Below are 13,030 nucleotides of genomic sequence, written 5' to 3'. Positions count from 1 at the left end.
CCCGTGTTGACGCTCGGCTCCATCGTCGCGCAGCTCGGCGGGGAGCTCCGGGGCGATCCTTCCCTGCAGGTCACGCGCCTCGCGCCGCTCGAGACGGCGCAGGGCAGCGAACTGAGTTTCCTTTCGAATCCCAAGTACCGGCAGCAGCTGGCCACGTCGAAGGCGGGTTGCGTGATCGTGTCCGCGGCGATAGCCGACGAGGCCGCGGCGCGCGGCGCGGTGATCGTTGCGGACGACCCCTACCTTTACTTCGCGCGGCTCACGCAGCTGTGGAAGCGCTCTCGTTCGAAAGAGGACGGGCCCGCGATCCACCCGAGCGCGGTGGTGGACCCGGAGGCGGTGGTCGACCCGACGGCTCGCATCGGCGCGCTGTGCGTCGTGGAACGCGGTGCGCGCATCGGCGCGAATACCGTGCTGAAACCTCGGGTGATGGTCGCCGAGGACTGCGTCGTCGGCGAGCGCTGCATCCTGCACCCCGGCGTGGTGGTCGGCGCCGACGGCTTCGGCTTCGCGCCCGTCAAGGGCGGCTGGGAGAAGATCGAGCAGCTGGGCGCCGTGCGCATCGGCGACGACGTGGAGGTCGGCGCCAACACCTGCATCGACCGCGGCGCGCTCGACGACACCGTCATCGAGGACGGCGTGAAGCTCGACAACCTGATCCAGGTGGGCCACAACTGCCGCATCGGCCGCAACACCGCCATCGCCGGCTGCGTGGGCATCGCGGGCAGCGCCAACATCGGCGCCAACTGCACCATCGGCGGCGCGGCGATGATCCTGGGCCACCTCACGCTGGCCGACGGCGTGAACATCTCGGCCGGCTCGTTCGTCGCCCGCTCGATCCTCAAGCCGGGGCTGTACACCGGCATCTTCCCCATCGACGAAAATGCGTCCTGGGAAAAGAACGCCGCGACGCTGCGCCAGCTGTACCAGCTGCGCGAGCGGATCAAGGCGCTGGAGAAGAGTTCGAAATGACAATGGACATCCACGAGATCCTGAAGAAGCTGCCGCACCGCTACCCGATCCTGCTGGTGGACCGGGTGCTGGAAGTGGAGGAGGGCAAGCGCATCAAGGCGCTGAAGAACGTGACGATCAACGAGCCGTTCTTCATGGGCCACTTCCCGCACCGGCCCGTGATGCCGGGCGTGATGATGCTGGAGGCGATGGCGCAGGCCGCGGCGCTGCTCGCGTTCGCCGCGCAGGGCTCGCAGCCGGACGACAAGTCGGTCATCTACTTCGCGGGCATCGACGGCGCGCGCTTCAAGCGGCCGGTGGAGCCGGGCGACCAGCTCATCATGGAAGTGACGCTGGAGCGGGCCAAGGCCGGCATCTACAAGTTCAAGGGTGTGGCCAGCGTGGACGGCAACGTCGCGTGCGAGGCCGAGCTCATGTGCACCATGAGGAAGATCGCCTGATGGCGAACATCCACCCCACGGCGATCATCGAGCCGGGCGCGCAGCTGCACGAGACCGCCGTGGTGGAGGCGTACGCGATCGTGCGCGCCCACGTGAAGGTCGGCGCGCGCACCTGGATCGGGCCGCACGCGGTGGTGGAAGGGCACACGACCATCGGCGAGGACAACCGCATCTTCCAGTTCGCCTCCGTCGGCGCCGTCAACCAGGACAAGAAGTACAAGGGCGAGCCCTGCGAGCTGGTCATCGGCGACCGCAACACCATCCGCGAGTTCACCACGCTGAACATCGGCACGGTGCAGGGCGGCGGGGTGACGAAGATCGGCAGCGACAACTGGCTGATGGCGTACACGCACATCGCCCACGACTGCGTCCTCGGCAACAACATCACCTTCGCCAACAACGCGCAGCTGGCGGGGCACGTCGTCGTCGAGGACTGGGTGATCCTTGGCGGCTTCACCAACGTGCACCAGTTCTGCCACATCGGCGCGCACGGCATGACGGCGCTCGGCACGGTGCTGCTGGCGAACCAGCCGCCTTTCGTGATGAGCGATGGGCGCCCGGCGGCGGCGCGCTCGATGAATTTCGAGGGGCTGCGCCGGCGCGGCTTCTCGCCGGAGCGCATCTCGGCGGTGAAGGCGATGCACAAGATCCTGTACCGCGAGGGCCTCACGCTCGAGCAGGCGATCGAGAAGATCCGTGAGCTGCCGAAGAAGACGCCCGAAGCGCAGCCCGACGTCGACCTGATGCTGGGCTTCTTCGAGCGCATGCCGGCCGAGCGCGGCATCGTGCGATGAAGGTGGCGATGGTCGCCGGGGAGACCTCCGGCGACTTGCTGGGCGGCGCGCTCCTGAAGGCGCTTCAGTCGCGGTGGCCAGGCTTGCAAGCGCAGGGCATCGGCGGCGAGCGCATGATGGCCCAGGGCTTCGACGCGTGGTGGCCCAGCGACAAACTCGCGGTGCGCGGCTACGTCGAAGTGCTGCGCCACTACCGCGAGATCGTGGGCATCCGCAACCAGTTGCGCGACCGGCTCATCGCCAGCCCGCCGGATGTCTTCATCGGCATCGACGCCCCCGACTTCAACATCGACCTCGAAGGCGCTTTGCGCGAACGCGGCATCAAGACGGTGCACTTCGTCTGCCCCTCCATCTGGGCCTGGCGCGCCGAACGCGTGCACAAGATCAAGCGCTGCTGCGACCACGTGCTGTGCCTGTTCCCGTTCGAGCCCGAGCTGCTGCACAAGCACGGCATCGGGGCGACGTACGTGGGTCATCCGCTCGCGAGCACGATCCCGATGGAGCCGGACAAGGCCGCCGCGCGTGCCGCGCTCGAGCTCAGTGAAGACGACGACGTGGTGGCGATCCTGCCCGGCAGCCGCGGCTCGGAGGTCAAGTACCTCGCCGGCCGCTTCTTCGCGGCCGCGGCGGTCGTGAAGAAGCAGCGGCCGAAGGCGCGCTTCATCGTCCCTGCCGTGCCGCACCTCAAGGCGAAGATCTCGGCGGCTGCCGATTCCGCAGGGCTGGGCGACGCGCTGCGCGTGCTCGACGGCCAGTCCCACACCGCGCTCGCCGCCTGCGACGTCACACTGCTCGCCAGCGGCACCGCCACCCTCGAAGCCGCGCTCTTCAAGCGGCCCATGGTCGTCGCCTACGCGATGAACTGGCTCACCTGGACCATCCACCAGCGCCAGCACCTGCAGCCCTGGGTGGCGCTGCCCAACATCCTCGAGCGGGAATTCATCGTGCCGGAGTTGCTGCAGCACGACGCCAATCCCGAGCGGCTTGCAGGTGAAGTCTTGGACTGGTTCGCGCGTCCTGACAGAATGGCGGCCGTCCAGGAGAAATTCAGGGCGCAGCACGAGCTGCTGCGCCGAGATACCGCGAAGCTGGCCACCGATGCCATCGAAGAAGTCGTCAACCGCTAAGCCGCGCCAAGCCGCGTTTGCCGTGAAGGCGCGCCAGGCCGCGCTGGACTGGAGCCCCGACGGCCTGCTCGCGGGCGTCGACGAGGCCGGCCGCGGGCCGCTCGCCGGCCCGGTGGTCGCCGCCGCCGTCATCCTCGACGACGCGAAACGCATCCGCGGGCTTGCGGATTCCAAGCAGCTCACGGCTTTGCAACGCGAGCGCCTCTTCGACCAGATCCGCGAAAAGGCCCTGTGCTGCTCGGTGGGCGAGGCCAGCGTCGACGAGATCGACACCATCAACATCTACCACGCCACGATGCTCGCCATGAAGCGCGCCGTGGAGGGCCTGCGGCTGAAGCCGGCCAAGGTGCTGGTGGACGGCAACCGGCTGCCGAAGATCGAGGTGTACTGCGAAGCCATCGTCGGCGGCGACGCGAAAGTGAAGTCGATCTCGGCCGCGTCCATCATCGCCAAGGTGACGCGCGACCGCATGCTGGCGCAACTGCACGAGGAGTTCCCGCAGTACGGCTTCGCGGCGCACAAGGGCTACAGCACGCCCGAGCACCTCGAGGCGCTGCGCGTGCACGGGCCCTGCGTGCACCACCGCAAGTTCTTCGCGCCGGTGGCCCACCGCGTGATGATCGGCGGCGCGAGCGATGCCGACTTCGAGGCGCCGGCGCCGTGACCTCCGGTCCCGCGCTCATCACTTCCCGCGACAACCCGCTGCTGAAGGACCTGCGCAAGCTCGCGCAGGACTCGACCGCGTACCGCAAGCAAGGCCGTGTGTGGCTGGAGGGCGACCACCTCTGCCGCGCCGCGATCGAGCGGGGCGTGAAACCGGCGATCGCGGTGTTCCAGGAATCCGCGTGGCCGCAGTACGCCGGCGAGTTCGGCACCGTCGCGGACAAGACCGTGCTGCTGGCCGAAAACCTGTTCGCCAGCCTCAGCAGCCTCGACTCGCCCGCGAAGATGGGCTTCATCGTCAAGATGCCCGAGCAGGCTTTGCTGAAGAAGGGCGTCCCCACGGTCGTGCTGGACGGCCTGCAGGACACGGGCAACGTGGGCTCGATCCTTCGCTCGGCCGCCGCCTTCGGCTTCCGCCAGATCCTCGCCATCAAGGGTACGGCCGCGCTGTGGAGCCCGAAGGTGCTGCGCGCCGGCATGGGCGCGCACTTCGCGCTCGACCTGCTCGAGGGCATGGAGCCGCCCGACGCGCAGGCGCTCGACGTGCCGATCGTCGTGACAAGCTCGCACGAGGGTGAACTCCTTCACGAAACGAAGCTGCCGTGGCCCTGCGCCTGGGTGCTGGGCCACGAAGGCCAGGGCGTGAGCACGGCGATGATGGAGATAGCCGATCGCAAGATGCGGATCGCGCAACCCGGAGGCGAAGAATCCCTCAATGTCGCGGCGGCGGCGGCCATCTGCCTGCACGCCAGCGCCGCCGCCGGCGTCGCGAAGGCCGGCTAGAGGACGCGCAGCAGCTGCGCGATGCGCCGGGCAACCGCTGCTGCTGCGGCGCGTTCGGAGGTGGTGGCCGCGGGCAGGAAGTGCGAAAGCCGCGCCTCCGTCGCAAAGGCCTCGGCAACCGCGGCGCAACGCGCACGCTCTTCGGTGACGGCCAGCCGGATCGCATCCGTCATGTTGTCCTGCGTGAACGGCAGGGGGCCGGCCATGGGCTCGTGGCTGGCGCCCGCCGTGACTTGCTGCGCAGCGATCGCATCCGCTTCGTCGAGCAGGTGTTCCGCCCATTGCGCGCGCTGTTCGGGGTCGTTCATGGCATTACCCTCCGCGCGCGGCGCTGCGGGGCAGCACGGCGGTGAAGGTGGTTCCGGTTTCCTCGGCCGAGTCCAGCACCAGGCGGCCACCATGGGAGCGGACGATCTCGCGGCAGATGTACAGGCCCAGGCCGAGGCCGTCGCGCTCGGCGCCGTGTTCCTTGTCCGCTCCGGGGCGCCCACGCTCCATCGGCTGGAAGATGCGTTCGCGGTCCGCAGGCTGGATCGGCACGCCGAAGTTGTGCACGGCGACGTAGACCTCGCGCGGCGCGGACGTCATCTTCACGGTTATCTCGCCATCGCGCACGCCGTACAGCAGGGCGTTGCCGATGAGGTTGGACAGCAGCTGCCCGATGCGGCCTTCGTCCCAGCTGCCTTCGAAGTCGCCGTCCACCGAGAGCCGGATGGCGCGGTCCGGGTGCCGCACCTGGGTTTCCTGCACGACCTTGGCGACCTGCTCGTGCAGGTTGCCCGGCAGCCGCACGATCGGCATCACGCCGTCGGACTGGGCGCGCGTGTAGTCCACCACCTGTTCGATGATGCTGCGGATGCGCGTGGCCGCATTGACGATCGGCGCCGCCGCGGCCCGCGACAGCTGGCCCGAGCGCACCAGGTAGTCGGCGCTGAGCAGGATCGTGCCGAGGGGGTTGCGCACGTCGTGGCCCAGCACGCCGATGAAGAGTTCGGTGGACGTGCGGGTCTGGCCCGTGTAGCGCGCGACCGACTCGGCGATTGCCTGGTCGATGGCTTCGTTGAAGCGCGTGAGGTCCTGCAGGTCGGCAGCGGTGGTGGCGCCGCCCGCCGTCGCCCAGATGCGCAGCACGCTCGCACGCAAGGCACGGTACTCCGTGACCATGGCATCGACGGCGAAGCCGGCGATGATGCGGAAGTCGGCGTGCGTTTCGGCGGGTGTCGGTGCGCCATCGCGCTCGGCGAGCCCCTTGCCCTTGGCGTCCTGCTCGGCCGGCGACTGCGCCTGCGCCAGGTCCAGCGCGATCGTGTGGAGGATTTCGGCCGCGTGGTCGCGCAGGCCGAGCGCGTCGAGCGGCTGGCCCTCGTGGTCGACCGTGGCGGCGAATTCATCCCATGCGGCGAGGATCTCGGCCGAGTGGGTGCGGAGGAAGTCGGCAAGGGCCGATTGGCGCGGCGCGGTGCGCTGCGGCAAGTCGATGACGTCGGGGGAAGGCATGTCTGCACCTCGGTTCAGGTGCAGTGGCGGCCTGACTGGGCGTGAGCCCGGCGGCTAGAGGCACGAGGGAAGCCGCGTCAGTTGGGAACCTCATTGTACGCGCGCCGGGCTATAATCGGCGGCTTTCCCGCAAACCCCTGTACGCCTAGCGCATTCAAGCCGCCTCACCCCGACAAAAGCAACATCGAGACCCCGTCTTGATTCGCGTTTGGGCGTACCCGTAACCATTCGGAGAACCCAGTGCTTTCGTCGCTTCAGGGCGCTTACCCGCCCGCCATCCTGGCGCTCGCAGACGGCACGGTCTTCATCGGCAACTCCATCGGCGCAGCAGGCTCCTCCACGGGCGAGGTCGTGTTCAACACGGCACTCACCGGCTACCAGGAAATCCTCACCGACCCGAGCTACTGCCGGCAGATCGTCACGCTCACCTATCCCCACATCGGCAACTACGGCGTCAACGACGAGGACGTCGAAGCCGCGAAGGTGCACGCCGCCGGCCTGATCATCCGCGACCTGCCGCTCATCGCATCGAGCTTCCGCGCGGACATGACGCTGCAGCAGTACCTGCAGCGCGAGAACACCGTCGGCATCGCCAACATCGACACCCGCAAGCTCACCCGCATCCTGCGAACCCAGGGCGCGCAGAACGGCTGCCTGCTGGCGTTGAAGCAGGGCGAGGAAGTGACCCCCGCGCTCGTCGACAAGGCGGTCGCTGCCGCGCGCGGCGAGAAGTCGATGGCCGGCCAGGACCTCGCGAAGGTCGTCTCCGTCGACAAGCCCTACGACTGGACGCAGACCGAGTGGGAGCTCGGCGAAGGTTACGGCGAGCTCGCCGAGCCGAAGTACCACGTGGTCGCCTTCGACTACGGCGTGAAGAAGAACATCCTGCGCATGCTGGCCGAGCGCGGCTGCAAGGTGACGGTGGTGCCGGCGAAGACGCCCGCCGCCGAAGTGAAGAAGCTCAACCCCGACGGCGTTTTTCTCTCCAACGGCCCCGGCGACCCGGAGCCTTGCGACTACGCCATCACCGCCACGCGCGAGCTGATCGAAGAGGGCTACCCCACCTTCGGCATCTGCCTGGGCCACCAGATCATGGCGCTGGCTTCCGGCGCCAAGACCTTCAAGATGAAGTTCGGCCACCACGGCGCGAACCACCCGGTGAAGGACCTCGACTCCGGCCGCGTGAGCATCACCAGCCAGAACCACGGCTTCGCCGTCGACGAGAAGACGCTGCCCGCCAACCTGCGCCCGACGCACATCAGCCTGTTCGACGGCACGCTGCAGGGCCTGGCCCGCACCGACAAGCCCGCGTTCTGCTTCCAGGGCCACCCGGAAGCGTCGCCGGGCCCGCACGACATCGGCTACCTCTTCGACCGGTTCACCGGCCTGATGGACACGAACAAGAAGTAAGAGCCAGCGACATGCCGAAGCGTCAAGACATCAAGAGCATCCTCATCATCGGCGCCGGCCCGATCATCATCGGGCAGGCGTGCGAGTTCGACTACTCCGGCGTGCAGGCCTGCAAGGCGCTGCGCGAGGAGGGCTACAAGGTCATCCTGATCAACAGCAACCCCGCGACGATCATGACCGACCCGGCCACCGCCGACGTCACCTACATCGAGCCGATCACCTGGCAGACGGTCGAGAAGATCATCGCCAAGGAAAAGCCCGACGCGATCCTGCCCACCATGGGCGGCCAGACGGCGCTGAACTGCGCGCTGGACCTGTGGCGCAACGGCGTGCTGCACAAGCACAAGTGCGAGCTGATCGGCGCCACGCCCGAGGCGATCGACAAGGCCGAGGACCGCCAGAAGTTCAAGGAAGCGATGACGCGCATCGGCCTGGGCTCGGCGAAGTCCGGCATCGCGCACACGCTCGACGAGGCGTGGGAAGTGCAGAAGCAGGTGGGCTTCCCCGCCGTCATCCGCCCCAGCTTCACGCTCGGCGGCACGGGCGGCGGCATCGCCTACAACCCCGAGGAATTCGAGACCATCTGCAAGCGCGGCATCGAAGCCTCGCCGACCAACGAACTGCTGATCGAGGAGTCGCTCCTCGGCTGGAAGGAGTTCGAGATGGAGGTGGTGCGCGACAAGAAGGACAACTGCATCATCGTCTGCTCCATCGAGAACCTCGATCCGATGGGCGTGCACACCGGCGACTCGATCACGGTGGCCCCCGCGCAGACGCTGACCGACAAGGAATACCAGATCATGCGCGACGCCTCGCTGGCGGTGCTGCGCGAGATCGGTGTGGACACGGGCGGCAGCAACGTGCAGTTCTCGATCAACCCGAAGGACGGGCGCATGATCGTGATCGAGATGAACCCGCGCGTGTCGCGTTCGTCCGCGCTGGCGTCCAAGGCCACGGGCTTCCCGATCGCCAAGGTTGCCGCCAAGCTGGCCGTGGGCTACACGCTGGACGAGCTGCGCAACGAGATCACGGGCGGTGCGACGCCCGCTTCGTTCGAGCCGTCCATCGACTACGTCGTCACCAAGATCCCGCGCTTCGCCTTCGAGAAGTTCAAGGACGCCAACGACCGCCTCACCACGCAGATGAAGTCGGTGGGTGAAGTGATGGCCATGGGCCGCACCTTCCAGGAGTCGTTCCAGAAAGCCCTGCGCGGCCTCGAGGTCGGCGTGGACGGCATGAACGAGAAGACGAAGGACCGCGAGCTGCTCGAGAAGGAGCTGGGCGAGCCCGGCCCGGAACGCATCTGGTACGTGGGCGACGCGTTCGCCGCGGGCTGGTCGGTCGACGAGGTCTACGAGATCACGAAGATCGACAAGTGGTTCCTGGTGCAGATCGAGCAGATCGTGAAGATCGAGCTCGACCTCGACAGGCTGGTCGAGGAGAAGGGCGAGCAGGCGCTGGCCGCCATCGACGAGCCCACGCTGCGCGCGCTCAAGCGCAAGGGCTTCTCCGACCGGCGCCTGGCCAAGCTGCTCAAGACCACGGACAAGGAAGTGCGCGAGCTGCGCAAGAAGCTCAATGTGCGCCCGGTCTACAAGCGCGTGGACACCTGCGCCGCCGAGTTCGCCACCAACACCGCCTACATGTACTCGACCTACGAGGACGAGTGCGAGGCCGAGCCGACCAGCAAGAAGAAGATCATGGTGCTGGGCGGCGGGCCCAACCGCATCGGCCAGGGCATCGAGTTCGACTACTGCTGCGTGCACGCCGCGCTCGCGCTGCGCGAGGACGGCTACGAGACCATCATGGTCAACTGCAACCCCGAGACGGTGTCCACCGACTACGACACGTCGGACCGCCTGTACTTCGAGCCGCTCACGCTCGAGGACGTGCTGGAAATCGTCGACAAGGAAAAGCCCACCGGCGTGATCGTGCAGTACGGCGGCCAGACGCCGCTGAAGCTGGCGCTGGGCCTGGAGCGCGAAGGCGTGCCGATCATCGGCACCTCGCCCGACATGATCGACGCGGCCGAAGATCGCGAGCGCTTCCAGAAGCTGCTGCACCAGCTGAACCTGCGCCAGCCGCCCAACGCCACGGCCCGCACCGAGACCGAAGCGCTGGAGAAGGCGCAGGCGCTCGGCTACCCGCTCGTCGTGCGCCCCAGCTACGTGCTGGGCGGCCGCGCGATGGAGATCGTGCACGAGCAGCAGGACCTGGAGCGCTACATGCGCGAGGCCGTGAAGGTGTCGAACGACTCGCCCGTGCTGCTGGACCGGTTCCTCAACGACGCGGTCGAGTGCGACGTGGACTGCATCGCCGACGCCACCGGCCGCGTGTTCATCGGCGGCGTGATGGAGCACATCGAGCAGGCCGGTGTGCACTCGGGCGATTCGGCGTGCTCGCTGCCGCCGTACTCGCTGTCGAAGGAAACAGTCGACGAGCTCAAGCGCCAGACCGCCGCGATGGCCAAGGCGCTCAATGTCATCGGCCTTATGAACGTGCAGTTCGCCATCCAGGAGATCGAGGGCAAGGACGTCATCTACGTGCTCGAAGTGAACCCGCGTGCATCGCGCACGGTGCCGTACGTGAGCAAGGCCACCGGCATCCAGCTGGCCAAGGTCGCCGCGCGCTGCATGGTCGGCAAGTCGCTGGACGAGCAGGGCATCACGAAGGAAGTGACGCCGCCTTACTTCAGCGTGAAGGAAGCCGTGTTCCCGTTCGTGAAGTTCCCGGGCGTGGACACCATCCTCGGCCCGGAGATGAAGTCCACGGGCGAGGTAATGGGCGTCGGCAAGACCTTCGGCGAAGCCTTCGTGAAGAGCCAGATGGGCGCGGGTACCAAGCTGCCCAAGCCGTCCGACGGCAAGGTGTTCCTCACCGTGAAGAACGCCGACAAGCCGCGCGCCGTTGCCGTGGCGCGCGAGCTCGCCGCGATGGGCTTCGCGATCGTCGCCACCAAGGGCACGGCCGCCGCGATCAGCGCCGCCGGCATCGAGTGCCAGGCCGTGAACAAGGTCACCGAGGGCCGCCCGCACGTGGTGGACATGATGAAGAACAACGAGATCTGCCTCGTCATCAACACGGTGGAAGAGCGCCGCAACGCGATCCGCGACTCGCGCGCGATCCGCACGAACGCGCTGACGTCCCGCGTCACCACCTTCACCACCATCGCCGGCGCCGAAGCCGCGGTGGAGGGCATGAAGGCGATGGCGAACCTGGACGTGATTTCGGTGCAGGAGATGCACGCGCAGCTCGCCGTCGCCTAAAATACGCGCTATCGACGAACCGCCGGCCGGTAACGCCCGGCGGTTTCCCTTTGTGGAGACAAGACAGCAATGCCTACCATCCCCATCACCAAGCGCGGCGCCGAAATGCTCAAGGCGGAACTGCACCGCCTGAAGACCGTGGACCGCCCCGGCGTGATCACCGCGATCGCCGAAGCCCGCGCGCAGGGCGACCTGTCCGAGAACGCCGACTACGACGCCGCCAAGGAGCGGCAGGGCTTCATCGAAGGCCGCATCCGCGACCTCGAGGGCAAGCTGTCCAACGCGCAGGTCATCGACCCGTCCACCGTGGACGGCGGCGGCAAGGTCGTGTTCGGCGCCACGGTCGAACTCGAAGAAGAAGAGAGCGGCGAGAAGGTCCGCTACCAGATCGTCGGCGAGGACGAGGCCGACCTGAAGCAGGGCCTGATCAACGTGTCCAGCCCGATCGCCCGCGCGCTGATCGGCAAGGAAGAGGGCGACACCGCCGAAGTGCAGGCGCCCGGCGGCATCAAGCGCTGGGAGATCGTGGCGGTCCACTACCAGTGAACGCGCTGAAGGCTCGCCTGCCGGTGCTGGCGGCGGCGCTGTGGTGGGGAAGCCTCACGGCGATCGGATTCATGGCCGTGCCTCTGCTGTTCGCTAATGCGTCGTCACCCGCCGTTGCGGGTCAGCTCGCCGCCAGGCTGTTCACCGCGCAGACTTACCTGTCGCTCGGATGCGGCCTCGTGCTGCTCTACACGACGCGCCTGCAGGGCTGGGTGCTCGCCGGCCTGATCCTCGACCTGCTGATCGAGTTCGCCGCCGCCCCGCGCATCCGCGCCCGTGAGAACCTGGCGCTGTGGCACGGCGCGGGCACGGCGATGTACGCCTTGCAGTGGCTTTGCGCTCTCGTCGTGCTGTGGAAGCTCAGCCGAGGGAGCGCTTCTTCACCGACTTCTGCTTCGGCTTCCCCTTCTTGACCAGGCCGCCGGTCGTCAGGCGCTGGTTGCCGAGCACGCGGACGCTCTTGACCTCGGGCCGCTGGCCGCCGCGGCTGGAGTTCTTCACGACCTTGAAGTCGCGGGGGCCGCGCTTGCGTTCCTCGTCCTCGGCGGCCGCGCGCTCCTTCTTCGGCTTGGGGCGCCACAGCACCAGCAGCTTGCCGATGTGCTGGATGGGCGCGGCGCCGAGGGTGTCGCACAGCTCCTGGTAGATGGCTTCGCGCTGTTCGCGGTCGTCGCCCTGCACGCGGACCTTGATCAGGCCGTGGGCGTTGAGCGCGGCGTCGGTCTCCTTCTTGACGGCCGGGGTGAGGCCGTCGCTGCCGATCATCACGACGGGGTCGAGATGGTGGGCGTCGGCGCGGTGCGCCTTGCGTTCGGCAATGGTCAGTTCGATGGCAGTCATAAAACGTATTATCCCAGTGAGATGAAAGTCAAGACGAAGAGCAAGAAGGTCAACAAGGCGTGGCTCAACGACCACGTGAACGACCCGTACGTCCGGCTCGCGCAGAAAGAGGGCTACCGCGCCCGCGCCGCCTACAAGCTCAAGGAGATCGACGAGCAGCTCGGCCTCATCAAGCCGGGCTACGTGGTGGTGGACCTGGGCTCCACGCCCGGCGCCTGGAGCCAGTACGTGCGCCGCAAGCTCGCGCCGGAGGGCGCGGCTGTCGGCCAGTTGAATGGCACCATCATCGCGCTCGACCTCCTGCCTATGGAGCCGGTCGAAGGCGTCACGTTCCTGCAGGGTGACTTCCGCGAGCCGGAGGTCCTGGCCAGGCTGGAGGCGGTGCTCGCCGGCCGCCCGGTGGACGCCGTGGTCTCGGACATGGCGCCCAACCTCTCAGGCATCGAATCCGCCGACGCCGCCCGCATCTCCCACCTCGTGGAGCTGGCGGTGGAATTCGCCGGCAACCACCTCAAACCGGATGGCGCCCTGGTCGTGAAGGTGTTCCACGGCAGCGGCTACAGCCAGCTGGTGAAGCTTTTCAAGGAACGTTTCCGGGTTGTGAAGCCTCTGAAGCCGAAGGCCTCCCGCGACAAGTCGTCGGAAACCTTCCTCGTGGGGATCGGCGTCAAGGCCCGTAAGTGAGGTCCGTC

At 67.6% G+C, this 13,030-nt stretch carries 14 protein-coding genes; 11 read left to right on the top strand and 3 right to left on the bottom strand.

Features of this window, described 5'->3' with window-relative positions:
• The first annotated feature begins 3 nt into the window (after positions 1-3).
• Genes lpxD through H8R02_RS19470 form a run of 6 tightly spaced genes read left to right on the top strand, consistent with a single transcriptional unit; the run spans position 4 to position 4,779 of the window.
• On the top strand, positions 4-972 hold the full coding sequence (lpxD, locus tag H8R02_RS19495; protein WP_187083146.1) for a UDP-3-O-(3-hydroxymyristoyl)glucosamine N-acyltransferase: 969 nt from the start codon (positions 4-6) through the stop codon (positions 970-972).
• Between the two features lie 2 nt (positions 973-974).
• A complete protein-coding gene (gene fabZ, locus H8R02_RS19490) occupies positions 975-1,412 on the top strand; it encodes a 3-hydroxyacyl-ACP dehydratase FabZ (protein WP_187083260.1) in 438 nt (145 codons plus the stop codon).
• Positions 1,412-2,206 carry an acyl-ACP--UDP-N-acetylglucosamine O-acyltransferase gene (gene lpxA, locus H8R02_RS19485; RefSeq protein WP_187083145.1) on the top strand — a complete coding sequence of 265 codons (795 nt, stop codon included), beginning with the start codon at positions 1,412-1,414 and terminating at the stop codon, positions 2,204-2,206. The genes fabZ and lpxA overlap by 1 nt, the downstream gene beginning before the upstream one ends.
• Positions 2,203-3,333 carry a lipid-A-disaccharide synthase gene (gene lpxB, locus H8R02_RS19480; protein ID WP_187083144.1) on the top strand — a complete coding sequence of 377 codons (1,131 nt, stop codon included), beginning with the start codon at positions 2,203-2,205 and terminating at the stop codon, positions 3,331-3,333. Before lpxA ends, lpxB begins: the two co-directional genes overlap by 4 nt.
• Positions 3,305-3,997: a ribonuclease HII gene (gene rnhB, locus H8R02_RS19475; protein WP_187083143.1), complete on the top strand. Its 693-nt coding sequence runs from the start codon at positions 3,305-3,307 to the stop codon at positions 3,995-3,997. The genes lpxB and rnhB overlap by 29 nt, the downstream gene beginning before the upstream one ends.
• Positions 3,994-4,779, top strand: coding sequence for a TrmH family RNA methyltransferase (locus tag H8R02_RS19470; protein ID WP_187083142.1), 786 nt, complete (start codon positions 3,994-3,996; stop codon positions 4,777-4,779). The genes rnhB and H8R02_RS19470 overlap by 4 nt, the downstream gene beginning before the upstream one ends.
• On the opposite strand, the gene H8R02_RS19465 is transcribed toward H8R02_RS19470, so the two are convergent.
• Positions 4,776-5,087 carry a hypothetical protein gene (locus H8R02_RS19465; protein WP_187083141.1) on the bottom strand — a complete coding sequence of 104 codons (312 nt, stop codon included), beginning with the start codon at positions 5,085-5,087 and terminating at the stop codon, positions 4,776-4,778. The two genes, H8R02_RS19470 and H8R02_RS19465, sit on opposite strands and share 4 nt — an antisense overlap.
• Before the next feature lie 4 nt (positions 5,088-5,091).
• Positions 5,092-6,276 (bottom strand): sensor histidine kinase, encoded by a 1,185-nt coding sequence (locus H8R02_RS19460; protein ID WP_187083140.1) that lies wholly within the window; start codon positions 6,274-6,276, stop codon positions 5,092-5,094.
• A gap of 240 nt (positions 6,277-6,516) precedes the next feature.
• On the opposite strand from H8R02_RS19460, the gene carA reads away from it, so the two are divergent.
• From carA to H8R02_RS19440, 4 genes are all read left to right on the top strand, one after another.
• Positions 6,517-7,686, top strand: coding sequence for a glutamine-hydrolyzing carbamoyl-phosphate synthase small subunit (gene carA / locus H8R02_RS19455; protein WP_187083139.1), 1,170 nt, complete (start codon positions 6,517-6,519; stop codon positions 7,684-7,686).
• A gap of 11 nt (positions 7,687-7,697) precedes the next feature.
• On the top strand, positions 7,698-10,952 hold the full coding sequence (carB, locus tag H8R02_RS19450) for a carbamoyl-phosphate synthase large subunit (RefSeq protein ID WP_187083138.1): 3,255 nt from the start codon (positions 7,698-7,700) through the stop codon (positions 10,950-10,952).
• 69 nt (positions 10,953-11,021) lie between these two features.
• Positions 11,022-11,498 (top strand): transcription elongation factor GreA, encoded by a 477-nt coding sequence (gene greA / locus H8R02_RS19445; RefSeq protein WP_187083137.1) that lies wholly within the window; start codon positions 11,022-11,024, stop codon positions 11,496-11,498.
• A gap of 5 nt (positions 11,499-11,503) precedes the next feature.
• The gene (locus tag H8R02_RS19440; RefSeq protein ID WP_187083259.1) at positions 11,504-11,911 is read left to right on the top strand and encodes a DUF4149 domain-containing protein; all 408 of its coding nucleotides are present in this window, start codon (positions 11,504-11,506) and stop codon (positions 11,909-11,911) included.
• Here H8R02_RS19440 and H8R02_RS19435 read toward each other — a convergent pair.
• A complete protein-coding gene (locus tag H8R02_RS19435) occupies positions 11,859-12,338 on the bottom strand; it encodes a YhbY family RNA-binding protein (protein ID WP_187083136.1) in 480 nt (159 codons plus the stop codon). The genes H8R02_RS19440 and H8R02_RS19435 overlap by 53 nt on opposite strands.
• 21 nt (positions 12,339-12,359) lie before the next feature.
• On the opposite strand from H8R02_RS19435, the gene H8R02_RS19430 reads away from it, so the two are divergent.
• The gene (locus H8R02_RS19430) at positions 12,360-13,022 is read left to right on the top strand and encodes an RlmE family RNA methyltransferase (RefSeq protein ID WP_187083135.1); all 663 of its coding nucleotides are present in this window, start codon (positions 12,360-12,362) and stop codon (positions 13,020-13,022) included.
• The last annotated feature ends 8 nt before the right edge of the window (positions 13,023-13,030 follow it).

This window comes from Ramlibacter albus (assembly GCF_014297445.1).
GTDB lineage: Bacteria > Pseudomonadota > Gammaproteobacteria > Burkholderiales > Burkholderiaceae_C > Ramlibacter > Ramlibacter albus.
This window is presented reverse-complemented; position numbering and strand designations above follow the sequence as displayed.

What these genes read in the sequence shown, in the direction of transcription:
- fabZ (WP_187083260.1), top strand. Translation starts at nt 975, where the DNA reads ATGGACATCCACGAGATCCTGAAGAAGCTGCCGCACCGCTACCCGATC.
- lpxA (WP_187083145.1), top strand. Translation starts at nt 1,412, where the DNA reads ATGGCGAACATCCACCCCACGGCGATCATCGAGCCGGGCGCGCAGCTG.
- lpxB (WP_187083144.1), top strand. Translation starts at nt 2,203, where the DNA reads ATGAAGGTGGCGATGGTCGCCGGGGAGACCTCCGGCGACTTGCTGGGC.
- rnhB (WP_187083143.1), top strand. Translation starts at nt 3,305, where the DNA reads ATGCCATCGAAGAAGTCGTCAACCGCTAAGCCGCGCCAAGCCGCGTTT.
- H8R02_RS19465 (WP_187083141.1), bottom strand. Translation starts at nt 5,087, where the DNA reads ATGAACGACCCCGAACAGCGCGCGCAATGGGCGGAACACCTGCTCGAC.
- H8R02_RS19460 (WP_187083140.1), bottom strand. Translation starts at nt 6,276, where the DNA reads ATGCCTTCCCCCGACGTCATCGACTTGCCGCAGCGCACCGCGCCGCGC.
- carB (WP_187083138.1), top strand. Translation starts at nt 7,698, where the DNA reads ATGCCGAAGCGTCAAGACATCAAGAGCATCCTCATCATCGGCGCCGGC.
- greA (WP_187083137.1), top strand. Translation starts at nt 11,022, where the DNA reads ATGCCTACCATCCCCATCACCAAGCGCGGCGCCGAAATGCTCAAGGCG.
- H8R02_RS19435 (WP_187083136.1), bottom strand. Translation starts at nt 12,338, where the DNA reads ATGACTGCCATCGAACTGACCATTGCCGAACGCAAGGCGCACCGCGCC.
- H8R02_RS19430 (WP_187083135.1), top strand. Translation starts at nt 12,360, where the DNA reads ATGAAAGTCAAGACGAAGAGCAAGAAGGTCAACAAGGCGTGGCTCAAC.